The organism is Ruegeria atlantica (genome assembly GCF_013032005.1).
In the GTDB taxonomy this organism is placed as follows: domain Bacteria; phylum Pseudomonadota; class Alphaproteobacteria; order Rhodobacterales; family Rhodobacteraceae; genus Ruegeria; species Ruegeria atlantica_A.
In genome coordinates this window covers 104537-126263 of sequence record NZ_WQBE01000002.1, presented here as the reverse complement: position 1 = coordinate 126263, position 21727 = coordinate 104537, and the positions used below count along the sequence as shown (strand labels likewise).

At 58.7% G+C, this 21727-nt stretch carries 22 protein-coding genes; 17 read left to right on the top strand and 5 right to left on the bottom strand.

Features of this window, described 5'->3' with window-relative positions; translation table 11 throughout:
- The first annotated feature begins 87 nt into the window (after positions 1 to 87).
- The 10 genes from GOX21_RS06455 (at position 88) to smpB (ending at position 8216) form a co-directional block, all read left to right on the top strand.
- A complete protein-coding gene (locus GOX21_RS06455; protein ID WP_170376312.1) occupies positions 88 to 1455 on the top strand; it encodes an MFS transporter in 1368 nt (455 codons plus the stop codon).
- Positions 1452 to 2315, top strand: coding sequence for a penicillin-insensitive murein endopeptidase (gene mepA, locus GOX21_RS06450; RefSeq protein WP_170376310.1), 864 nt, complete (start codon positions 1452 to 1454; stop codon positions 2313 to 2315). The genes GOX21_RS06455 and mepA overlap by 4 nt, the downstream gene beginning before the upstream one ends.
- Positions 2288 to 3169: an esterase-like activity of phytase family protein gene (locus GOX21_RS06445; protein ID WP_170376308.1), complete on the top strand. Its 882-nt coding sequence runs from the start codon at positions 2288 to 2290 to the stop codon at positions 3167 to 3169. Before mepA ends, GOX21_RS06445 begins: the two co-directional genes overlap by 28 nt.
- Positions 3170 to 3262: 93 nt before the next feature.
- Positions 3263 to 3907 carry a queuosine precursor transporter gene (locus GOX21_RS06440; protein WP_170376305.1) on the top strand — a complete coding sequence of 215 codons (645 nt, stop codon included), beginning with the start codon at positions 3263 to 3265 and terminating at the stop codon, positions 3905 to 3907.
- A 263-nt stretch (positions 3908 to 4170) separates the two neighbouring features.
- Positions 4171 to 4590: an alternative ribosome rescue aminoacyl-tRNA hydrolase ArfB gene (arfB, locus tag GOX21_RS06435; protein WP_170360851.1), complete on the top strand. Its 420-nt coding sequence runs from the start codon at positions 4171 to 4173 to the stop codon at positions 4588 to 4590.
- A gap of 54 nt (positions 4591 to 4644) precedes the next feature.
- A complete protein-coding gene (locus GOX21_RS06430) occupies positions 4645 to 5391 on the top strand; it encodes an SDR family oxidoreductase (RefSeq protein WP_170376303.1) in 747 nt (248 codons plus the stop codon).
- Positions 5392 to 5400: 9 nt separating this feature from the next.
- Positions 5401 to 6417 (top strand): P1 family peptidase, encoded by a 1017-nt coding sequence (locus tag GOX21_RS06425; RefSeq protein ID WP_170376301.1) that lies wholly within the window; start codon positions 5401 to 5403, stop codon positions 6415 to 6417.
- Between the two features lie 112 nt (positions 6418 to 6529).
- A complete protein-coding gene (locus GOX21_RS06420; RefSeq protein WP_170349719.1) occupies positions 6530 to 6943 on the top strand; it encodes a c-type cytochrome in 414 nt (137 codons plus the stop codon).
- Positions 6944 to 7149: 206 nt separating this feature from the next.
- Positions 7150 to 7692 (top strand): isopentenyl-diphosphate Delta-isomerase, encoded by a 543-nt coding sequence (idi, locus tag GOX21_RS06415; protein ID WP_170349720.1) that lies wholly within the window; start codon positions 7150 to 7152, stop codon positions 7690 to 7692.
- A 47-nt stretch (positions 7693 to 7739) separates the two neighbouring features.
- Positions 7740 to 8216, top strand: a complete 477-nt coding sequence (gene smpB, locus GOX21_RS06410; protein WP_170360845.1) for an SsrA-binding protein SmpB — start codon at positions 7740 to 7742, stop codon at positions 8214 to 8216.
- Here smpB and glpK read toward each other — a convergent pair.
- The 3 genes from glpK to panB form a co-directional block, all read right to left on the bottom strand.
- Complete coding sequence (gene glpK / locus GOX21_RS06405) at positions 8213 to 9691, bottom strand: glycerol kinase GlpK (RefSeq protein WP_170376299.1); 1479 nt, start codon at positions 9689 to 9691, stop codon at positions 8213 to 8215. The genes smpB and glpK overlap by 4 nt on opposite strands.
- Before the next feature lie 67 nt (positions 9692 to 9758).
- Positions 9759 to 10601: a pantoate--beta-alanine ligase gene (gene panC / locus GOX21_RS06400; protein WP_170376298.1), complete on the bottom strand. Its 843-nt coding sequence runs from the start codon at positions 10599 to 10601 to the stop codon at positions 9759 to 9761.
- A complete protein-coding gene (panB, locus tag GOX21_RS06395) occupies positions 10598 to 11437 on the bottom strand; it encodes a 3-methyl-2-oxobutanoate hydroxymethyltransferase (protein ID WP_170360839.1) in 840 nt (279 codons plus the stop codon). Before panB ends, panC begins: the two co-directional genes overlap by 4 nt.
- A 171-nt stretch (positions 11438 to 11608) precedes the next feature.
- Between panB and GOX21_RS06390 the strand changes: the two genes are divergently transcribed.
- Genes GOX21_RS06390 through GOX21_RS06365 form a run of 6 tightly spaced genes read left to right on the top strand, consistent with a single transcriptional unit; the run spans position 11609 to position 19097 of the window.
- Positions 11609 to 13096, top strand: a complete 1488-nt coding sequence (locus GOX21_RS06390) for an ABC transporter substrate-binding protein (RefSeq protein WP_170376296.1) — start codon at positions 11609 to 11611, stop codon at positions 13094 to 13096.
- Between the two features lie 55 nt (positions 13097 to 13151).
- A complete protein-coding gene (locus GOX21_RS06385) occupies positions 13152 to 14219 on the top strand; it encodes a hypothetical protein (protein ID WP_170360835.1) in 1068 nt (355 codons plus the stop codon).
- 40 nt (positions 14220 to 14259) lie between these two features.
- Entirely contained in the window at positions 14260 to 15207 is a 948-nt protein-coding gene (locus tag GOX21_RS06380) for an ABC transporter permease (RefSeq protein ID WP_170376294.1), read from the top strand.
- Positions 15204 to 16019: an ABC transporter permease gene (locus GOX21_RS06375; protein WP_170376292.1), complete on the top strand. Its 816-nt coding sequence runs from the start codon at positions 15204 to 15206 to the stop codon at positions 16017 to 16019. The genes GOX21_RS06380 and GOX21_RS06375 overlap by 4 nt, the downstream gene beginning before the upstream one ends.
- The gene (locus tag GOX21_RS06370) at positions 16016 to 17614 is read left to right on the top strand and encodes an ABC transporter ATP-binding protein (protein ID WP_170376290.1); all 1599 of its coding nucleotides are present in this window, start codon (positions 16016 to 16018) and stop codon (positions 17612 to 17614) included. The genes GOX21_RS06375 and GOX21_RS06370 overlap by 4 nt, the downstream gene beginning before the upstream one ends.
- A gap of 31 nt (positions 17615 to 17645) precedes the next feature.
- Positions 17646 to 19097, top strand: a complete 1452-nt coding sequence (locus tag GOX21_RS06365) for an aldehyde dehydrogenase family protein (RefSeq protein ID WP_170376288.1) — start codon at positions 17646 to 17648, stop codon at positions 19095 to 19097.
- 3 nt (positions 19098 to 19100) lie between these two features.
- On the opposite strand, the gene pncB is transcribed toward GOX21_RS06365, so the two are convergent.
- The gene (gene pncB, locus GOX21_RS06360) at positions 19101 to 20393 is read right to left on the bottom strand and encodes a nicotinate phosphoribosyltransferase (protein ID WP_170376285.1); all 1293 of its coding nucleotides are present in this window, start codon (positions 20391 to 20393) and stop codon (positions 19101 to 19103) included.
- 166 nt (positions 20394 to 20559) lie between these two features.
- Here pncB and GOX21_RS06355 point away from each other — a divergent pair, with 166 nt between their 5' ends.
- Positions 20560 to 21093, top strand: coding sequence for a hypothetical protein (locus tag GOX21_RS06355; RefSeq protein ID WP_170376283.1), 534 nt, complete (start codon positions 20560 to 20562; stop codon positions 21091 to 21093).
- Here GOX21_RS06355 and pncA read toward each other — a convergent pair.
- The gene (pncA, locus tag GOX21_RS06350; RefSeq protein ID WP_170349733.1) at positions 21090 to 21683 is read right to left on the bottom strand and encodes a bifunctional nicotinamidase/pyrazinamidase; all 594 of its coding nucleotides are present in this window, start codon (positions 21681 to 21683) and stop codon (positions 21090 to 21092) included. The two genes, GOX21_RS06355 and pncA, sit on opposite strands and share 4 nt — an antisense overlap.
- Positions 21684 to 21727: the final 44 nt, after the last annotated feature.

The following is a 21727-nucleotide window of genomic DNA, read 5'->3' as shown; positions in this document are numbered from 1 at the left end:
CCTTAAAGAGCAAGCCCGCGCCAACAGAACGCTTGCGAAACGGGACAAAGGCCCGTCTTATGATGGCAACGATAATCAGGGGCGGTCATGGCAGAGATTTCCAAGCGCAAGCGCATTTGGGGCTGGTGGTTTTTCGACTGGGCAAGTCAGCCCTACCACACACTTCTGGTCACTTTTGTCTTTGGTCCCTATTTCGCCGGGGTTGCGGCGGGGTATTTCTCGGGTACCGGTTTGGATGCCGAGGCTGCAGCGGCGCGGGCGCAGACGGTTTGGGCCAATTGCCTGACCATCACCGGGCTGATCATCGCTTTTGGCGCGCCGCTTTTGGGTGCGATGGCCGACGTGTCCGGGCGGCGCATTCCCTGGATATTCGCCTTTTCGGTGATGTATGCGGTGGGCTCGGCGGCGCTGTGGTTCACGATGCCGGATGGCTCGAACATGTGGCTGATGCTGTCGGCCTTTGGTCTGGGCTTTGTGGGTGCGGAATACGCGCTGATCTTCATCAACTCTCAGCTGCCTGATCTGGGCGATGACAACGAGGTGGGAGAGATTTCGGGCTCGGGCTTTGCTTTTGGTTACTTTGGCGGGCTGATCTCGCTGGCGATCATGCTGTTGCTGTTTGTCGAGCAGCCCAACGGCAAGACGCTGATCGGGATGGACCCGATGTTCGGGCTGGACGCCGCCATGCAAGAGGGTACGCGGTTCGTCGGACCCTTCACCGCCGGCTGGTTCGCCCTGTTCATGGTGCCCTATTTCCTGTGGGTGCGTGACGACCCGGACAGCAATAAAACAGGCAGTCTGGGTAAGGCGCTGCGCCTGCTGGGCAAATCGATCTCGGACCTGCGCCATCGGGTCAGTCTGGCGACCTATCTGGGCTCGTCCATGTTCTACCGCGATGCGCTGAACGGGCTGTACAGTTTCGGCGGTGTCTATGCACGGCTGGTATTGGAATGGGGGCTGATCAAGATCGGAGTGTTCGGGATTGTCAGCGTTCTGGCCTCGGCCATCTTTGCGTGGGTCGGTGGCAAGATGGATAAGAAATACGGCCCTAAACCAGTTATTCTGGTCGCGATCTGGGTGCTGATCTTTGTCTGCATCACCGTGGTGTCGATGGATCGGACGCAGATTTACGGCATCTCCTTGCCCGAAGGGTCAGGCCTGCCGGATCTGGTGTTCTTTGGCTGCGGAGTTTTGATCGGCGGTATGGGGGGTATCCTGCAATCGGCCAGCCGATCCATGATGGTGCGCCATACCGACCCAAAAACGCCAGTCGAAAGCTTTGGCCTTTACGGCCTGTCCGGCCGCGCGACATCTTTTGCTGCGCCTTTGCTAATCGGGATTGCCACAACTGTTACGGGCAGTGCGCGGTTGGGGGTGTCACCGATCATTCTGTTGTTTATTCTGGGCCTGTTCCTAATGCGCTGGGTTAAACCGGAAGGGGATCAGAGCAGATGATTTTACTACGTTTTTTAGCAATAATCGCCGCGATGACATTGGCAGGAGCAGCCGGGGCGCAGCCCTTGGCTAAGCAATTGTTCGGGGCGCAAAAGCAAAGTTCACAGCAAAAGCCAGCCGCGTTCGGCAGTTATTCGCGCGGATGTGCCGCGGGGTCGGTGCAACTGCCCGAAACGGGGCCGACATGGCAAGCCATGCGCCTGTCGCGTAATCGCAACTGGGGGCACCCGGAGGCGGTGGATTACGTACAGGACCTCAGCAAGTTTGCGGCTCGGCAACCGGGGTGGAATGGTCTCTATATCGGGGATATCAGCCAACCGCGTGGTGGTCCGATGACTTCTGGTCATCGCAGCCACCAGTTGGGGTTAGACATCGATATCTGGATGCTGCCTGGCGACAACATGCGGCTGTCGCGCAAAGCGCGCGAGAATATCTCGTCGATTTCCCTGCGCCGCGCCAACGGGGCCTATGTGAATGGCAATTGGACGGCACAGCACCACGCCGTGCTGCGTGAGGCGGCAAAGGACAAGCGCGTGGCGCGGATTTTCGTCTTTCCCGGCGCCAAGGTTCAGATGTGCAATGATGAAAAAGGCAACAAGGCCTATCTGCGCAAGATCAGGCCATGGTGGGGGCATCATTATCATTTCCACGTGCGTCTGAAATGCCCCAAGGGCTCGCGCGGCTGTGTCAATCAGGACGCGCCGCCCAAAGGTGATGGGTGTGCCGAGGCGCAGCAATGGGTGCGCAACATCCTCAACCCGCCGCCACCTGACCCGAACGCGCCTGCGCCGAAGAAACGCCGCGAGTATGTTCTGACCGATTTGCCCCAGCAATGCGCCGCAGTCTTGCAATCCAACTGATTGCTACTTTGCTGGCGGGTGCGGTTTGGGCGGTCGAGGTCAAGACGGCCACATACTTAAACAGCTTTGTCTGGCGCCACCCGGCGGAATGGTTTGGTGGGTTTTCGGCCCTGTATATCTCGGACAACGGTCGGCATATGCTTGCGCTTAGTGACCGGTCGGTTCTTGTCCGCGCGACCATTGCGCGGGACGAGGATGACATTACAGGGGTCCGGATCACCGGGAACTGGCCGGTTCTCTCCAGCACAGGACGGCCCCTATCCGGCGAAGCAGGGGATTCCGAAGGCATTGCGGTCGCACCGGACGGTAGCCATTACATCTCATTTGAGTCAGTGCATCGCGTTGCCCGGTACGCGACCCCCGACGCCGAAGCGCGGGTGCTGCCGCGCCCAAAGGCGTTTGAAAATCTGAAACTGAATGGGTCGTTCGAAGCCTTGGCAATCGACAATCAGGGGTGGCTGTATACCCTTCCCGAAAGAAGCCGGACCGAAGCAGGCGACATCCCCGTTTATCGCTGGGACGGGCAGGGTTGGTCGACCCCTTTCGTGTTGCCACAGCGGGGCAAATTCTTGCCTGTATCTGCCGATTTTGGTCCCGATGGTCGGTTCTATTTATTGGAACGAGCCCTGTCCCTGACAGGGTTCCGCACCCGCCTGCGGCGGTGGCAGATCACAGAGGATTCAGTCGGTGCCGAAGAAAACCTGTTCACGACCGGCACAGGCACGCATGATAACCTAGAAGGGTTGTCGGTTTGGCGCGATGATCAGGGGCGGCTGCGCGCCACGATGATATCGGACGACAACTTTCTGGTCCTTCAGCGCACTGAACTGGTGGAGTATCTGCTACCGGATTGACACATCCCAACCAAAGGTCTAAACGCACGGCTTGCCTTGGGACGGTCCCTTGGCCAAGTCGCCGCTACCTTGTCAAAACGGGCATCTGAAAACATGCAACGCGCTTATATACCCGGCATTATTGCCATGGCCGCCATTGTTGTGGCCTCGAACATTCTGGTTCAGTTCCTGATTTTTGACGGGCTGCTGACCTGGGGTGCTTTTACCTATCCGCTGGCCTTTCTGGTCACCGACATCATGAACCGCGTCTATGGCGTGGCCACGGCCCGCAAGGTGGTGTTTGCTGGGTTTGTCACCGGCATCATCTGTTCGCTGATCGGCAGCCAGATCATGCTGCAAGGTGACGGGTTCACCTATGCCGCCGTACCGCTGCGGATCGCTGTTGCCTCGGGGACGGCGTTTCTGATTGCACAGCTGACCGATGTCACCGTGTTCAATTCGCTTCGCGGTGGTCGCTGGTGGCGCGCGCCGCTGGTGTCGACTTTGGTTGGCTCGGCGCTGGACACCGCGCTGTTTTTCACCATCGCATTCTCAGCTTCGATCACGGTTTTCGGTGCCAATGCTGATGCGGCGATCAACTGGGCGTGGGAGCCTGTGCCCTTCATGCTGACTGGTCCGATGACCCCCCTGTGGGTGACGTTGGCCTTTGCTGACTGGCTGGTGAAGTTGTCGCTGGCGATGATTGCGCTGATCCCGTTCAAGGTGATCGTTGCGCGGTTGACCGCGCAGCCTGCGTAAAAAAGTGCTTTGAGAATGGCGCATCTTGTGTCAGGCTCAAAGTTAACCGCAACAGATAGAAAAGGAGGTGATCCAGTGTCGAGAAAGAGATTGGAGAGAGGTGTCGGAACAACCGGGGGGATCGCCTGTTAGGGCAGCCCTTGGCGGAGCGCTCGCTCCGGCTGGTCGATTGATCTAACCGACCCAACCTCCTGTACTTTCGAAGGGCCGTCCCGCCGGGGCGGCCCTTTTTGTTTCTGTTTGTGCCGGATAAGGTCCACTTCATGTTGCGCATCACCGACGATATCACCCTGCAGGACTGGGAAATGACCGAGAGCTTTGTCCGCTCGTCCGGTCCCGGTGGTCAGAACGTGAACAAGGTCTCGACCGCAGTTGAGCTGCGGTTCGAGGCTGCGCGCTCGCCCTCCTTGCCCGATCCGGTCAAAAACAGGCTGAAACGGTTGGCCGGGCGGCGCTGGACCAAAGATGGCGCGATCATCATTCAATGCGAAGAAACCCGCAGCCAAGCCCGCAACCGCGAGATTGCCCGCGCCCGTCTGGCTGAACTGATTGTCCGCGCGCTGGTGAAACCCAAGCGGCGGATTGCGACGAAACCCACCTATGGCTCGGTCAAACGGCGGCTGGCGGCCAAAAAAGCGCGCTCGGATGTGAAGGCGCTGCGCGGCAAGGTCGCAGAAGATTGAACTGGCAGTTTCACGGTGCCTTGCTAGTTTGATAGGGCAAGGGAGAGCAAGATCATGAGGTTAGAGGGGAAAACCGCGATTGTAACCGGTGGCGCGTCTGGCTTTGGTGCCGGGATCGTGCAGAAATTCCTGTCCGAAGGCGCGCGGGTCATGATTGCCGATATCAATGGTGACGCGGCCGAGGTTCAGGCAAATCAGCTTGGGCCGAATGCGATTGCTCAGATGGTCGACGTGGCGAATGCAGTCTCGGTGCAGGCCATGGCGGATATTGCGATGGATCGGTTCGAGCAATTGGATATTTTGGTGAACAATGCCGGTGTCACGCATCTGCCGACGCCGCTAGAGAATGTCACCGAAGAGGAATTTGACCGCGTCTTCAATGTGAACATGAAATCGGTCTATCTGACCGCACGGACGCTGGTGCCAGCGATGAAAGCGCGCGGGGCGGGTGCGATCCTGAACGTGGCCTCGACCGCGGGGCTGTCGCCACGTCCGAACCTGAATTGGTACAACGCGTCCAAGGGCTGGATGATCACGGCCACCAAGACAATGGCGGTGGAACTTGCGCCTTCGGGTGTGCGTGTAAACGCGCTCTGCCCGGTGGCCGGGGAAACACCACTGCTGAAATCCTTCATGGGAGAAGATACGCCTGAAATGCGCGCCAAGTTCCTGTCGACCATCCCGCTGGGGCGTTTCTCGACCCCCGACGACATGGCCAACGCCGCCTGTTTCCTGTGTTCGGACGAGGCGAGCATGATCACCGGCGCTGCTTTGGAGGTCGACGGTGGCCGTTGTATCTGAGGTCCATCCATGATCCCCGGACCCCGTAACCTGATCACCGATGTCTCTGGCCTGAGGGTCGGAAATGCGCAGGACGCTGCGTTGAAATCGGGAACAACTGTCCTGACGGCAGATCAGGCCTTTACCGCGTCGGTCCATGTGATGGGTGGTGCGCCGGGTTCGCGGGAAACCGATCTGCTGGCGCCGGATAAATCGGTCTCGCAAGTGGATGCAATTGCTTTGTCCGGTGGGTCGGCCTTTGGGTTGGATGCCTGTTCTGGCGTCTCGGATGCATTGCGGTCGCGGGGCAGGGGGTATCCGGTGGGCGATACTGTGGTGCCCATTGTGCCGGGCGCGATCCTGTTTGATTTGTTGAACGGCGGAGACAAGGATTGGGTTGAAAACCCCTATCGCGCGCTGGGACAGGAGGCCTTTGACGACGCAGATGTGGATTTTGCGTTAGGCACAGCGGGGGCCGGAACCGGCGCTTTGGCGGCGCGGCACAAGGGGGGGCTCGGGTCCGCCTCATTGGTTCTGGACAATGGGGTGACCGTCGGTGCCCTGGTTGCGGCCAACCCGTTGGGCAGTGTGACAACACCCGGCGACCGCCATTTCTGGGCAGCACCGTTCGAGTTTGGAGACGAATTTGGCGGTTTAGGATCTGATTCAAGTGCCGGTCTTGGCTTTCCAGCCCCCAGCCTCAAGGCGCAGGCGATGCGACTTGCCGAGCCGGATAAGGGCAACACGACAATCGCTATTGTGGCCACGGATGCTGCCTTGTCGAAATCGCAGTGCCAGCGACTGGCAGTGGCAGCACATGATGGCATTGCCCGCGCCATTCTGCCGGCACACACACCAGGGGACGGAGATCTGGTCTTTGCAGTCAGCACTGGCGCGCAGACCATCGACGCCGAAGCCGGCTTGGGGCTGATCGGACATGCGGCCTCGGTCTGTCTGGCACGAGCTATTGCGCGGGCTATTTACTTGGCGACCCCGGCAGCGGGCGATCTATTGCCCTGTTGGACCGCACCACATGACAAAAGTTAAGGACTGTCTTTATGCCGCAGGGCACATTACCCTCGCGCGGCAATCTGCGCGTTGACTCTTTTTTGCGCCGACGGTCCATTCGGTGCAGCCAATTCGTATCGGAGCAAAACTCATGAATCGTATCCTCGCTACCGCAATTGTCGGCCTGCTGGCCCTTCCTGCCTATGCGGAAGGTGACGCCGAGGCGGGCAAGAAGGCCTTCAATAAATGCAAATCCTGCCATCAAATCGCTGACCCGGCCGGTGAAGTCATCGTCAAGGGCGGTAAGACCGGTCCGAACCTATACGGTATCGCGGGCCGCACCGCGGGAACCGTCGAAGGGTTCAAATACGGAGACAGCATCGTTGAGGCTGGTGAAAACGGTCTGGTCTGGGATGAAGCCACATTTGTCGAATACGCGCAGGATCCCAAGGCGTTTTTGAAAGATTACCTGGGTGAGACATCGGCCAAGTCGAAAATGACCTTCAAGTTGAAGAAGGGCGGCGAAGACGTCTATGCCTATATCGTCAGTGTCTCGGGCGAATAACGTCTGAAACCAGACCATTCGAAAGATTGCAAAAGGCCGCAGCCCCCTGCGGCCTTTCGTGCGATTGATAACAGCTTGGATCAAGGTCACCTTGGGGTTACGCGGTTCATCATGCCCTTGCATGACTTCGCAGAGCCAAGCCGGTCCGGCGGCAGCCAATTCCATACATCCCGCCGCCCTGGCGGATCGGCAGCAGGAGACGACAGATGGGAATCATGATCCCGGCCTGGGTTGATGGTGAATTGACCCCCGTGGACAAGCTTGAGGCGCATGAAAAGGGCCTGCGGCACAAAGCAGTGTCGGTCTTTGTCGTGCGCGGCACCGAGATCTTGATGCAACGCCGGGCTTTGGGCAAATACCATACGCCGGGCCTGTGGGCGAATACCTGCTGCACCCATCCCGATTGGGGCGAGACGCCCTCGGAATGTGCCGTGCGTCGTTTGCGCGAAGAGTTGGGGATCACCGGCTTGTACCCGGAATACCGGCACCGGCTGGAATATCACGCCGATGTTGGCAACAACATGATCGAACACGAAGTGGTCGATATCTTTCTGGCTCATGTTCGTGGGCCACTTAAAATCGAGCCTAATCCGGACGAAGTCATGGATATCCGGTGGATCGACTACCATGATCTGCTGGCTGAAGTGCAACGACATCCGCAGCGGTTCACGCCGTGGCTGAAGATCTATCTGCACAGTCATGCCGACACGATTTTCGGTCCTGATCTGATCATCTCGGCCACGTCCTGACCGCAACGGCTTGCAAGGGCCGCTCAAGCCGCCTAAATCAACGCGTCATGGCCAAGCAAAAGACAGACCCGAATTACAAAGTCATCGCCGAAAACCGGCGCGCGCGCTTCGATTACGCGATCGAGGACGATATCGAGTGCGGCATCGTGCTGGAAGGGTCCGAGGTCAAATCCCTGCGCGTTGGTGGGTCAAACATCGCCGAAAGCTATGCTTCTGTCGAGGATGGCGAGCTGTGGCTGATCAACAGCTATATCGCGCCTTATGAGCAGGCGAAGGTTTTCAAGCACGAAGAACGCCGCCGCCGCAAGCTGCTGGTGTCGCGTAAAGAGCTGTCGAATCTGTGGAATGCGACCCAGCGCAAGGGCATGACGCTGGTGCCGCTGGTTTTGTATTTCAACCACAAGGGCCGGGCGAAGCTGAAGATCGGCATCGCCAAAGGTAAAAAGCTGCACGACAAGCGTGAGACTCAGGCCAAGCGGGACTGGTCACGGCAGAAACAACGGCTGATGAAGGATCACAGCTAGAAGGTCATCGCGGCCTCAACCGCGCGTTTCCAGCGATCATAGGCGGCGTCGCGTTCTTCGGCAGACAGTTCCGGTTCAAACCGACGATCCAGTGCCCAGGTTTCGGAAAAACCCTGTTGGTCCGGATAAACACCGGCGCGCATGCCGGCCAGCCAGGCCGCCCCTAATGCGGTGGTTTCCTGCATCACCGGGCGGTCGACCTCGGCCCCCAGATAGTCCGACAGCCCCTGCATCGCCCAGTCCGAGGCGCTGGCACCGCCATCCACGCGCAGGGTGACATCGGTGTCCGCGCCCCAGTCGCCCTGCATGGCGTGCCACAGGTCGCGCGTTTGATAGGCGATGCTTTCCAGCGTGGCCTTGGCGAATTCCGCGCGGCCGGAATTACGGGTCAGGCCAAATATCGCACCACGGCAATCAGGTTTCCAATAGGGCGCGCCGAGGCCAGTAAAGGCGGGGACCAACACGACATGCTGGTTCGGATCGGCTTGTTGCGCCAACTCGCCGCTTTCGGGGGCTGATTCGATGATCTGCAGCGCATCGCGCAGCCATTGCACAGCGGCCCCAGCGACAAAGATCGATCCCTCCAGCGCATAGGTCCGCTTACCGTCCAACTGATAGGCGATCGTGGTCAGCAAACGGTTCTTCGACTCAACCGGTTTGTCTCCGGTGTTCAAGAGGGCAAAACACCCCGTGCCATAGGTCGATTTCATCATTCCGGGCTGGAAACAGGCCTGCCCGATAGTGGCAGCCTGCTGATCCCCCGCCACGCCTAGAATCGGGATATTTCCCCCAAATAGGGTCGTATTTCCGAAATCCGAGGCGCAATCGTGTACCTCTGGCAGCATGTTCATCGGCACGTCAAGCAGATCGCAAATCTCGGCACTCCACGCGCCTTTGTTGATGTCGAACAACAGGGTGCGCGCTGCATTCGTGGCGTCGGTGGCATGGCTGCGCCCCTCGGTCAGACGCCAAATCAGGAAACAGTCGATGGTGCCGAACATCAACTCTCCGGCCTCGGCGCGGTCGCGTGCGCCGGGCACGGTGTCCAGCAGCCATTTGACCTTGGTGCCCGAGAAATAGGGGTCCAGCAACAGCCCGGTCTGGGCGGTCACGTCATCTTCGCACCCCGCCCGTTTGTAGCGCGCGCAAATTTCGGCGGTGCGGCGGTCCTGCCAGACGATGGCGTTGTGGAGTGGTTGACCGGTGGCGCGGTCCCAGACCACAGTGGTTTCGCGCTGGTTAGTGATGCCGATGCCTGCGATCTGGTCGGCGGTGACGTCGGTGGTTTCCATCACCTCGCGGCAGACGCGTAGAACGCTCTCCCAGATTTCTTCGGCGTCGTGTTCGACCCAACCTTCCTGCGGGAAATGCTGCGTGAATTCGTGCTGCGCGGTGCCTGCGCGCTGCATTTCCGCGTCAAACAATATGGCCCGTGATGATGTGGTGCCCTGATCAATGGCAAGAATATAGGTCACGCCTGCGCCCCCTCCGGTCTGGTTTTGCCGGACTTTAGCGCAAACAATGACGATCGTGCCAGAGCGTTCAGACAGGAATATTGTCGATCAGCCGCACGCCATCCGCCCAGGCCGCCGCAAACAGCCGAGCGGGCCGTGTGGCATGGGTCAGCGGGTCCAGTGTGTCGGCGCAGCGCAGTTGAATATATTCAACTTGAGTGAAGCCTGCCGCCAGCAGATCAGACTCGGCCCGCGCGGCCACAGTTTCAAACGCGGCCCCTGCTTTCAGCGACTGGACCACACCCTGCATGATCCGGTGCTTGTTGGCCGCAATGTTCAACCCCTCGGGCGAGAGGAGGAGGTTGCGCGAGGACATTGCCAACCCCGAGGGTTCGCGCACCGTGGGGCAGCCGATCACCTCGATGGGGATGTCCAGATCGCGGGCCATGCGGCGGACGATCATCAATTGTTGATAGTCTTTTTCCCCGAAATAGGCTCGATCTGCCTGCGTTTGCAGGAACAGCTTAGCGACAACAGTGGCAACGCCATCGAAATGGCCAGGGCGGAATTCACCCTCCATCACATCGGTCAAACCGGCGACTGAAACGGTGGTGGCGAAGCCTTGCGGATAGATCTCCTCGGGATCGGGGACATAGATGGCGTCGACACCGTAAGGGGCCAGTTTCTGCGCATCTTCGTTCTCGGTCCGCGGGTAATTGGCCAGATCGTCGGGGTTGTTAAACTGTTTGGGGTTCACAAAAACCGTAACGATCACCCGGTCGGTTCCGGCCTTGGCGGCTTCGGCCAGAGACAAGTGCCCCTGATGTAGCGCGCCCATGGTGGGGACGACACCGATCGTTTCGCCGTTGCCGTGCCATTTGGTCGTCAGCGCGCGCAAATCACTTAGGCGGCGCAGAATGGGTGCGGTCATGTCTTAGGTCCTTTGGTCGGAGCCTGATCGGCAAAGACATGTTCATCCGCTGGAAAGCTGCGGGCGCGCACATCGGAGGCATATTCCGCGATGGCGGCCTCGGCTTGCGGACCCAGTTCGGCATAGCGTTTGACAAATTTCGGTTTGAACGCGGTGAAAAAGCCCACCATGTCGTCCACGACCAGAATCTGCCCATCACAACCGGCTGAGGCGCCAATGCCGATGGTCGGAATCGCGACCTCGGCGGTGATCTGATCAGCCAGGCCTTGCGGTACCTTCTCAAGCACAACGGAAAATGCACCAGCCTCGGCCACGGCATGGGCATCGGCCAACACCGCCTTCGCCTGTTCGTCGCGACCCTGCACCTTGTAGCCGCCCAGCGTGTTGATCGATTGTGGAGTCAGGCCGATATGCGCCATCACCGGGATACCGCGCTTGACCAGAAAGCGGATGGTCTCGGCCATTTCCACGCCGCCTTCCAGCTTGACCGCGCCTGCGCCGGTTTCGGCCATCAGGCGAGCGGCATTCTTGAAGGCATGGGCCGGGTCGTGTTCGTAACTGGCAAAGGGCATATCGATAACCATCATCGCCCTGTCCAGACCGCGAGCAACGGCCTGACCGTGCATCACCATCATCTCCATCGTCACACCCAGGGTCGAGGTCAGCCCATGCAGCACCATGCCGACGCTGTCGCCGACCAGAACAAAGTCGCAATGGGCATCCATCAGCCGTGCCATCGGTGTGGTATAGGCGGTCAAACTGACCAATGGTGTGCTGCCTTTGCGGGCGCGGATATCCTCGGCATTCGGGGCTGTTTTGCGGGCGGTGGCGCTCATGATCGCTCCTGCGGGGTTCATGTTGCAGTGCGGCATAGCAGATTGCACAAGGTTATAGAAACCCCGGTTGCGCGAACATTTCCTTGATTGACCCGAGGTTTAAAGGGACATTGAGTGCAGAAAAGCCTGTAAAACAGCCGGTTCCAAGGATTCAATCAGGGAGAGTTTTTCATGACAAAGCAGATGTTTCGGAGCATTGCGTCGGCTCTGGCGGTGGGTGCCAGCCTGTTTGCCTCGCAGGCTTTGGCCAAATCGGACATTACGATTGCGATGCAGTTGGAGCCGCCACACCTGGACCCGACCAGCGCCGCCGCGCAGGCCATTGATTCGGTGGTTTACACAAATATCTTCGAGGGTCTGACCCGCTTTATGGGTGACGGCTCGGTCGTGCCCGGCCTGGCCGAAAGCTGGGAAATTTCCGAGGACGGTACTGTCTATACATTCAAGCTGCGCGACGGGGTGACCTTTCATGACGGCACCGTCATGGATGCCGAGGACGTCAAATTCAGCCTCGACCGCGCCACGGCAGAAGACAGCGCAAATGCGCAAAAGGCGCTGTTTGCAGGCATCGAAAGCGTTGAGGTTGTGGATCCGCTGACCGTAAAGGTCACCCTGTTCGAGCCGAACGGCAATTTTCTGTTCAACATGGCTTGGGGGGATGCGGTGATCGTCGCGCCCGAAAGCATCGACAACATCAAGACCAACCCGGTGGGGACCGGTGCCTTTACCTTTGGTGACTGGGTGCAGGGCGATAGCATCACGCTAAACCGGAACCCCAACTATTGGGGCGAACAACCTGCGTTAGAGACTGCTACGTTCAAATTCATCTCGGACCCCACTGCCGCCTTTGCCGCGGTGATGGCCGAAGATGTGGACGTCTTCGACAACTTCCCCGCACCCGAAAACCTGCCTCAATTCGAGGCTGACCCGCGTTTTCAGGTGCTGGTGGGGTCGACCGAGGGGGAAACCATCCTGTCGACCAACAACAAGAAACCCCCGTTTGATGATATCCGCGTGCGGCAGGCGCTGGCCCATGCCATCGACCGGCAGGCGGTCATTGACGGTGCGATGTTCGGCTATGGCACGCCCATTGGCACCCATTTCGCGCCGCACAATCCGGCCTATGTCGATCTGACCGGCACCTCGGCCCATGACCCGAAACAGGCCGCCAAACTGCTGGCCGATGCGGGGTATGAAGAGGGGTTCGAGACCACACTGCACCTGCCGCCGCCCTCTTATGCCCGACGCGGAGGCGAGATCATCGCCGCGCAACTGGCCGAGGTTGGAATCAAGGCCGAGATTATCAATGTGGAATGGGCGCAGTGGCTGGAATCTGTGTTCAAGGGTAAGGATTACGGACTGACCATCATCAGCCATACTGAGCCAATGGATATCGGCATCTATGCCCGCCCCGACTATTATTTCCAGTATGACAGTCTGGATGCCCAGACGTTGATGGAGACATTGAACGCGACCACCGATCCGGAGGAACGTAAAAAGCTGTTGGGCGATATGCAGCGCCTGATCGCCACGGACTATGTCAACGGCTACTTGTTCCAATTGGCCAAGCTGGGGGTCGCCAAGGCCGGTGTTCAGGGCCTGTGGGAGAACGCGCCAACGGCCGCCATCGACCTGACCCAGATCAGTTGGTCCGAATAATCGGGTCCGAGGCCGATATCGGCCTCGGATTACCTGTTTCCGAGTGAGCCTGAAAATGAATCTGGTCCGTTTCTTGTGTTTTGTTGCTGTGACTGCCTGCCTGTGTGCGCTGGGCGGCAAGGGACAGGCGCAGAATGTGCTGGATGGCGGGCTCGGTGGTCTGGTTGGCACGCCGGAAAACCCGCTGAAGGTGGGGATCGGCATCCGTATCGATCAGGTTACCAGCGTGGATCAAAAGGCCGAGAATTATGGCGCCGTCGTCGTATTGCGCGCCGAATGGACCGATCCCGCGCTGGCCTTTGACCGCGACACTGTCGGGCGCGAGTTTCAGGTTTTCAATCCGAGGACGCTGGCTGAACATGCCACGGATATCGGGGCGGTGGTTCCGGCGTTTGTCATTCACAACCAACAATCCAACAAATGGATACATGAATCTGCAGCCTCGCTGCACTATGACGGGCATGTGGTCTATGTCGAGAAGTCCTCTCTGACGTTGCAGGCTCCGCATTTCGATTTCCGAAAATACCCGTTCGACACCCAGGAGTTTTTCTTCGAAGTTGTCTCGATCTTCCCGTCCGAATACGTATCCTACTATCCGCTGGAAAAGTATTCTGGCCTGGGTGATCTGCTGGGCGAGGAAGAGTGGATACTGGACAACCCACAAGTCCTGCATTCGACGGTCATTGGCCTTTCGGGCCGGGACAGCGATCAGGTTGTGCTGGCGTTTGAAGGAAAGCGGCACCTGACCTATTATGTGATCCGGGTGTTCCTGCCGATGCTGGTCCTGGTCTCGGTGGGCTGGGCGCTGTTTTTCCTCGACGAATACCGCCGCCGGATCGAGATTGCCGGAGGCAACCTGCTGGTCTTCGTGGCCTTCAACTGGGCCATCTCTGCTGACCTGCCCAAGCTGGGCTACCTGACGTTTCTGGATTTCATCCTGCAATGCATGTTCCTGATGACAGGGGCATTGATCGTGTTCAACGTGGCCTTGCGCAAACTGAAAGTGTCCGGGCATGAGGACGGGGCCAGAAAGCTGGACAATTACGCAATTAAGTGGATTTATCCGCTGGGCTATGCGTCCATCGTCGCTTACGCGGTTTTTGCCTATCTGTTGGTGCCTTAGGTGCTGGACCCGCGCGATATGTGATCCTAACGTGGCCTCAATGCTCCGCTATGCCTTGAAACGTCTGATATCGCTGGTCATCAGCCTTGTGGTCGCCTCGGTGGTCATCTTCGCCGTGATCGAGGTGGCGCCAGGCGATCCGGCCTCGTTCATGTTGGGCGTCAACGCGCAAGAGGACACACTGGCCGCCCTGCGGGCCGAGCTGGGATTGGACGGGTCCAAGATCCAGCGCTATTTCAACTGGGTTGGCGGTATGATGGTGGGGGATTTTGGGACCTCTTACACCTATCGCACACCAGTGTCGCAGATGATTTCGGACAGGCTGTGGGTGTCATTGCCGCTGGCGCTTTACGCCTTGACCTTATCGACCCTGATTGCCTTCCCGGCCGGGATTTACGCCGCAGCCCGTCGTGGCAAGCCGGGGGATTTGACGGTGATGGGGGTGACGCAATTAGGTATCGCAGTGCCGAATTTCTGGTTCGCGATGATGCTGGTGCTGATCTTTGCCATCAACCTTCGCTGGTTCAACGCCGGAGGTTTTGCGGGTTGGGACAAGGGCGTCTGGACCGGCTTGCATTCTCTGACATTGCCCGCCATTGCGCTGGCCTTGCCGCAGGCCGCGATCTTGGCGCGGGTCATGCGGTCTTCGCTGCTGGATATACTGGGCGAAGAATTCATGCGCACTGCCCGCGCCAAGGGATTGTCACGCCGTCAAGCACTGTGGCGGCACGGTGTGCGCAACGCGCTGATCCCGGTTCTGACCATCCTCGGGCTGCAGTTCTCGTTTCTGTTGGCGGGGTCGATCATTATCGAGCAGGTGTTTTATCTGCCCGGACTCGGGCGGCTGGTGTTTCAGGCGATCTCGGCCCGCGATTTGGTCGTGGTGGAATCGGTGGTCATGCTGCTTGTCTTTGCTGTCATCACCGTGAATTATATGGTCGATCTCGCCTATGCCGCCGTGGACCCACGGCTGAGAGGTCGGTCATGAGCCGCAACCTGCTTCTTGGTTCAGTATTGTCCTCGTTGGTCTTGCTGGCGGCGCTGATGTCCTTTGTCTGGACGCCGTATGATTATGCGGAGCTGGATATCCCCAACAAGCTGGAGCCGCCTAATGCACAGCATTGGTTCGGTACGGATCATTTCGGGCGCGACATGTTCTCGATGATCATGGTGGGGGCTCGTACGTCCATCGCGGTGGCATTGGTGGCGGTGGGGATCGGTATGGCGCTGGGCGTACCGCTGGGCCTGACGGCGGCAGCGCGTAAAGGATCATGGCTGGATGAGGTGATCATGCGCGGCAACGATCTGGTCTTTGCCTTCCCCTCGCTAGTCATCGCCATTCTGATCACAGCGGTGTTCGGAGCAGGCGCGATCAACGCGATCATCGCGATCGGTATTTTCAACATTCCCGTCTTCGCCCGCATCACCCGTGGCGCGGCCTTGTCCCTATGGGAACGCGAGTTCATTCTGGCCGCGCGTGTCGCGGGCAAAGGCGCGGCGCGGATATCAGCAGAGCATATTCTGCCCAATGTTGCGAACCTGCTGATCGTTCAGGGGACCATCCAGTTCTCGCTGGGTATCCTGGCCGAAGCGGGCTTGTCTTATGTCGGTCTGGGTGCGCAGCCGCCCACACCCAGTTGGGGTCGAATGCTGGCTGATGCGCAGACAATGGTCAGTTTTGCCCCGCATTTGGCTCTGATTCCGGGGCTGGCAATTATTGTCACTGTGCTGGGACTGAACCTGTTAGGCGATGGGTTGCGCGATTGGCTTGATCCCAGAATACGAGTCGCGCGCGCATGAGCTTGCTGGAGATCGAAAACCTTTCTCTGACCATCCATGAGACCGAGATTCTGAAGCGGGTCAGCTTGTGTATTGGTGCCGGACAAATTGTTGCCGTGACCGGTGAAAGTGGCTCGGGCAAGTCGATGACCGCGCTGGCCGTGATGCAATTGCTGCCAAATGGCGCAAAGACAGAAGGCGCGATCTGGCTGGGACGTCAGAATCTGCTGAAACAGTCTGAACGCGAAATGTGCGACCTGCGTGGGGCCGAGATTGGGATGGTGTTTCAGGAACCCATGACCGCCTTGAACCCAGTCAAAACCATTGGCGATCAGGTGATCGAAACCATTCCGGTCCACAAGGCCATGTCGCGCACCAAGGCGTCGGCCCGCGCACACGAGGTTTTGAGCCGCGTTGGCCTGCCACCTGACCGTTTCCCGCTGTCGCGATACCCGCATGAACTGTCAGGCGGTCAACGGCAGCGTGTGGTAATCGCCATGGCAATCGCACTGCGCCCCAAATTGTTGATCGCGGATGAGCCGACAACCGCGCTGGATGTGACGACGCAGGCGCAGATACTCGACCTGCTCAAAGGTCTGGCGCGCGAATATGGCATGGGGCTGCTGATGATCACGCACGATCTGGCGGTGGTGGCAGACATGGCCGACCAAATCGTCGTGATGCGCCATGGAGAGGTGGTCGAAAGCGGTGCAACCATTGACCTGCTGAACAATATGCAGCACCCCTATACACGGAAGCTGTTTCAGGCCTCGGGGCATCAGGTTTCGCTGCCTGAACCGCCAGAACCTCGACCGCTGCTCGAGGTAAAAAATGTTGTTCGGGACTATCGTCTGCCGAGAAACAGCTTGTTCGCAAAGGCAGGGCAACATCGCGCAGTAGATGACGTCAGCTTTACGCTGAACCGGGGTGAGCGGTTGGGGTTGGTCGGAGAGTCGGGATGCGGAAAATCGACCCTAACACGGGCAATTCTTGGCTTGGAAGAGGTGCAAAGCGGCGAAATCAGACTGGACAACCAACCTGTCTTTGCCGGTCACAAGCCGAACCCCGCTGTGCGACGTAAGATGCAGGTGGTGTTTCAGGACCCCTATGGCAGTTTCAACCCGCGCCACCGCGTCGCCCGCCTGATCACCGAGCCGTTTCACCTGTTGGAATCCCCGCCCACCGGCACAGAGAGGCAAGACCGTATCGCCGAAATGCTGACCGCCGTGGGCCTCAGCCCGGATGATGCGAACAAATACATCCATGAATTCTCGGGCGGGCAACGACAGCGGATTGCCATTGCCCGCGCCTTGATCATTCGCCCCGAACTGATCGTGTTTGATGAGCCGGTCTCGGCCTTGGATGTATCGGTCCGGGCACAGATTCTGGATCTGCTGGCCGAGCTGTGTGCCACCTACAACCTGACTTACTTGTTCATCAGCCATGATCTAAGTGTCGTACGGACAATCACGGACCGGGTGATGGTGATGCAGGCGGGCAGAATTGTTGAACAGGGTGAGACCGAACAGGTATTCTCTTCCCCGCGGCACGCTTACACTCGGACCCTGATCGATGCCGCACCGATCTTGCCCGGTATCGGTGCAAATGTCGCGTAATTCCTTTGTTAGAGACGATATGGAGGCCAAAATGCCCAATTCTCTCTGGTTCAATCCCGGCCTTTGCCTGATCGGCGGCGATTGGGTCGCGCCTGCGTCACAGCAGACGATTTCGATGATCAATCCGTCTGACGGATCCGAGATCTGCCGGATTGCCCGCGCGAGTGCCCCAGATATAGATGCCGCTGTGCAGGCCGCCCAAACGGCGTTGGATGGGGATTGGGGGCGAAAGACGGCGTTGGAGCGCGGCCGCGTCCTGACCCGACTTGGCCAACTGGTTTTGGAGCGCGTAGAGGACTTGGCGCAGCTTGAGGCGATGGATGTAGGAAAACCGCTGACACAGGCCCGTGCGGATGCCGTGGCGTTGGCGCGGTACTGCGAATTCTACGGCGGCGCGGCGGACAAGGTGATGGGCGAGACGATCCCCTATCTGGACGGCTACACCGTGTACACGCTGCGCGAACCGCACGGGGTGACCGGGCATATAGTGCCGTGGAACTATCCGATGCAGATCATTGGCCGCTCTGTCGGGGCAGCTTTGGCGATGGGTAACGCCTGCGTGCTGAAGCCAGCGGAAGAGGCGTGTTTGACTGCGCTTGCCTTTGCCCATCTGGCGCAACAGGCGGGCCTACCTGCCGGAGCGCTGAACGTGGTGCCGGGGTTGGGGGCCGAGGCCGGGGCGGCATTGTCAACGCATCCAGGCGTGCAGCATATCTCATTCACAGGGTCAGTTGCCACCGGCGCGCTGGTGCAACAGGCAGCGGGGCGCAACGTGGTGCCGGTGACGCTGGAACTGGGCGGTAAATCGCCCCAGCTGGTATTTGACGATGCCGATCTTGATGCCGCACTGCCGTTTCTGGTGAACGCGGGTATTCAGAATGCCGGGCAGACCTGCTCGGCCTCGTCCCGTATTCTGGTGCAGCGTGGGGTGTATGAGCAGGTCAAAACCCGCATGGCAACCGCCTATGCCGATCTGACTGTTGGTCCAGCACCCGAAGATTTGCGGGTCGGCCCCCTGATCTCGGCCCGTCAGAAACAGATCGTCGAGGGGTTTTTAGCCAAAGGCGCCGACCTCAACATCGCAGGACAAGGGCGTATCGTAGATCATGCCCCCGGCGAGGGGGCATATGTGCAGCCAACCCTTTTTGCCGATGTCCCGTCAGATCACCTTCTGGCTCGGGATGAAATTTTTGGACCGGTGCAGGTTCTGATCCCCTTTGAAACCGAGGAGGAGGCGGTTCAGATCGCCAACGCCACCGAATACGGGTTGGTTGCCAGCATCTGGACCCGCGACGGTGCGCGGCAGATGCGGTTGGCGAAACAGCTGCGTTCGGGACAGGTGTTCATTAACAATTATGGTGCGGGGGGCGGGGTAGAGTTGCCGTTTGGCGGTGTCGGCAAGTCCGGTCATGGCCGCGAAAAGGGGTTCGAGGCGCTGTTTGGGTTCTCGCAGGTGAAAACAGTAGCGGCTTACCATGGTTAGGGTCTAAACAATCACTTCGATCGACTGTTGCGCACCCACACCGAAGACGCGCTTATAGCGCTCGATCTCATCCTTTGGGCCCATCGCTTTTTCCGGGTTGTCGGACAGTTTCACGGTTGGTCGGCCATTGGCGGACACCGCCTTGCAGACCAGCGAGAACGGTGCCAGCGCGTCTTGTGGGACCAGCCCACGGAAATCATTGGTCAGCAAGGTGCCCCAACCAAACGAGACCTTCGTGCGATGAGCGAACTGGCTGTGTAGTTCGTGGATTTTGTCCACGTCCAGCCCGTCCGAGAAGATTACCCGCTTTTGCAGCGGGTCCTCACCGCGCGATTTCCACCAGTTGATGGCAATCTCGGCACCTGTCGCCGGATCTCCGCTGTCGACACGAATACCGGTCCATCCCGCCAACCAATCCGGCGCATTGTCCAGAAAGCCCTGCGTGCCATAGGTGTCGGGCAGGATGATGCGCAGATTGCCGTCATGTTCCTCGTGCCAGTCGCTGAGGACGTCATAGGGGGCCTGCGCCAGTTCGGTGTCGGATTCCGCCAGCGCGGAATAGACCATGGGCAGTTCATGGGCATTGGTGCCGATCGCCTCAACCTCGCGTCGCATGGCGATCAGGCAGTTCGAGGTGCCGGTAAACGCGGGCCCCAGTCCTTCGATCATCGCCTGCACGCACCAGTCCTGCCACAGGAAGGAATGCCGCCTACGGGTGCCGAAATCAGCAATGCCCAGCCCATCGATGCTGCGCAATTGATCGATTTTTTCCCAAACGCGGGTCATGGCGCGGGCATAAAGCACCTGCAGTTCGAACCGGCGCATATTGTTCAGAACGGCGCGGGATCGCAGCTCCATCAATACCGCAAGCGCCGGGATTTCCCACAGCATGACCTCGTGCCACTTGCCCTCGAAGGTCAGTTCATACTGATCGCCTTTGCGCTCAAGGTGGTATGGCGGCAGGCGCAGATTCTCGAACCACTCCATGAAATCCGAGCGGAACATCTGCCGTTTCCCATAGAACATATTGCCACGCAGCCAAGTGCTTTCACCCCGGCTGAGGCTAAGAGACCGGATATGATCCAGCTGTTCGCGCAGCTCACCCTCATCGATCAATTTGGCCAGTGGAATGTGATTCGACCGGTTGATCAGCGAAAAAACCACATCCGTTTGGGGCTTATTTCGAAACACTGACTGGCACATCAGCAGTTTGTAGAAGTCTGTGTCGATTAAAGACCGTACAATCGGGTCAATCTTCCATTTATGATTGTACACGCGCGTCGCAATATCGACCATGGCAGAACTCCTGCGATTTCTGTTGTTAGATCAATAGGTGCATGAATTGGCAAGAGTCGCTAGATTGAAGACAATGACAAGGTGAGGTCACAAATCGAGCATATTGTGTAATCTTTTCATTGGTTAGTGAAAAGAAGGGGTTGGAAGAACAAGGTTTAGTTGGTGAATGGGTCTCGAGTACGACTTTGATATTGTAGCGATTGCGCCTGATGAAGTGGATCCGGAACATGGCATGGCTGCCGTGACGGGCCACCGCGCCGTTCGCGCGACCTTTCGCAATACTCAGACTGTTGAGGCCTTGCACAGTGCATCCCCCAAGATTCGTCGTATTTTTCTGGAATCGGGCTTCAGCCTGGAATCCAAGGGTGGCAGCCTTCCACATGGTTATTTCCTGTCCGAAGATGCACCGGATCGTGAACGCATCCTGAAACGGCTGTTTTCGAATATCCGCAATATGGGTGTTCAGGGGGAATATTGTGGTGATTTCGACTTTTGGCATTTCCTGGACGACGTAAGGCGGGCCCGCCCCCGGGCAAATGCCACGCGCGAGTTGCAGGAATTGACGCCAAGCCCTAAAGCGCCTGATGTGGTCAAACCAAAACGACGCTCGGTTCAGGGGCGTATCGGGTTTGCGCTTGGTCTGGCCGTGGTTGTGATTGTCGTGCTGAGATACCTGGCGTCCGAGGGGTCTGCCCCCTAGGCCAGGATAACGCCGGCTTCCCGCATTGCGGTTTCAGCAGCGGCCAGTGATCCATCCATATCGATAGCTCGGCACGCATCCATTCGGACCGTGACGTCAAAACCCAGACGTGCTGCGTCGATTGCGGAATAGTACACACAAAAATCAGTGGCCAAGCCGACGAGCGTCAGTTTCGTGATTCCGCGCGACTTAAGATACCCCTCCAACCCAGTTGGTGTTTTCTGGTCATTTTCGAAAAACGCCGAGTAGCTGTCGATACCGCTGCGAAAGCCCTTGCGAAGGACAAGATCGGCATGGGTGTTCAGATCCGGATGGAAATTGGCGCCCTCGGTTCCCTGAACGCAGTGATCCGGCCAAAGTACCTGCGGGCCGTAGTGCATTTCCGTCATGTCAAACGGGTTCTTGTCGTCATGCGACCCGGCGAAGGACGAATGACCCGCCGGATGCCAGTCCTGCGTCAGGATCACGGCATCGAATTCGTCCATCATGGCGTTGATCGGGGCCACGATCTCATCCCCTCCGGGTACGGCCAGCGCGCCGCCGGGGCAGAAATCGTTCTGGACGTCGATCACAAGCAGGGCGTGGGTCATCGCGGTTTCTCCTCAGGTTGCTCTATCGGTAGGGCGCGCAGGCC

Excerpts from the sequence above, each read along its gene's own strand:
- idi (WP_170349720.1), top strand. The coding sequence starts at position 7,150 with ATGGGAATCATGATCCCGGCCTGGGTTGATGGTGAATTGACCCCCGTG.
- GOX21_RS06365 (WP_170376288.1), top strand. The coding sequence starts at position 17,646 with ATGCCCAATTCTCTCTGGTTCAATCCCGGCCTTTGCCTGATCGGCGGC.
- GOX21_RS06455 (WP_170376312.1), top strand. The coding sequence starts at position 88 with ATGGCAGAGATTTCCAAGCGCAAGCGCATTTGGGGCTGGTGGTTTTTC.
- GOX21_RS06380 (WP_170376294.1), top strand. The coding sequence starts at position 14,260 with ATGCTCCGCTATGCCTTGAAACGTCTGATATCGCTGGTCATCAGCCTT.
- GOX21_RS06440 (WP_170376305.1), top strand. The coding sequence starts at position 3,263 with ATGCAACGCGCTTATATACCCGGCATTATTGCCATGGCCGCCATTGTT.
- pncA (WP_170349733.1), bottom strand. The coding sequence starts at position 21,683 with ATGACCCACGCCCTGCTTGTGATCGACGTCCAGAACGATTTCTGCCCC.
- GOX21_RS06445 (WP_170376308.1), top strand. The coding sequence starts at position 2,288 with ATGCGCCGCAGTCTTGCAATCCAACTGATTGCTACTTTGCTGGCGGGT.
- GOX21_RS06370 (WP_170376290.1), top strand. The coding sequence starts at position 16,016 with ATGAGCTTGCTGGAGATCGAAAACCTTTCTCTGACCATCCATGAGACC.
- smpB (WP_170360845.1), top strand. The coding sequence starts at position 7,740 with ATGGCCAAGCAAAAGACAGACCCGAATTACAAAGTCATCGCCGAAAAC.
- GOX21_RS06375 (WP_170376292.1), top strand. The coding sequence starts at position 15,204 with ATGAGCCGCAACCTGCTTCTTGGTTCAGTATTGTCCTCGTTGGTCTTG.
- pncB (WP_170376285.1), bottom strand. The coding sequence starts at position 20,393 with ATGGTCGATATTGCGACGCGCGTGTACAATCATAAATGGAAGATTGAC.
- GOX21_RS06420 (WP_170349719.1), top strand. The coding sequence starts at position 6,530 with ATGAATCGTATCCTCGCTACCGCAATTGTCGGCCTGCTGGCCCTTCCT.
- GOX21_RS06430 (WP_170376303.1), top strand. The coding sequence starts at position 4,645 with ATGAGGTTAGAGGGGAAAACCGCGATTGTAACCGGTGGCGCGTCTGGC.
- GOX21_RS06355 (WP_170376283.1), top strand. The coding sequence starts at position 20,560 with ATGGGTCTCGAGTACGACTTTGATATTGTAGCGATTGCGCCTGATGAA.
- GOX21_RS06390 (WP_170376296.1), top strand. The coding sequence starts at position 11,609 with ATGACAAAGCAGATGTTTCGGAGCATTGCGTCGGCTCTGGCGGTGGGT.
- GOX21_RS06385 (WP_170360835.1), top strand. The coding sequence starts at position 13,152 with ATGAATCTGGTCCGTTTCTTGTGTTTTGTTGCTGTGACTGCCTGCCTG.
- panB (WP_170360839.1), bottom strand. The coding sequence starts at position 11,437 with ATGAGCGCCACCGCCCGCAAAACAGCCCCGAATGCCGAGGATATCCGC.
- arfB (WP_170360851.1), top strand. The coding sequence starts at position 4,171 with ATGTTGCGCATCACCGACGATATCACCCTGCAGGACTGGGAAATGACC.
- GOX21_RS06425 (WP_170376301.1), top strand. The coding sequence starts at position 5,401 with ATGATCCCCGGACCCCGTAACCTGATCACCGATGTCTCTGGCCTGAGG.
- mepA (WP_170376310.1), top strand. The coding sequence starts at position 1,452 with ATGATTTTACTACGTTTTTTAGCAATAATCGCCGCGATGACATTGGCA.
- panC (WP_170376298.1), bottom strand. The coding sequence starts at position 10,601 with ATGACCGCACCCATTCTGCGCCGCCTAAGTGATTTGCGCGCGCTGACG.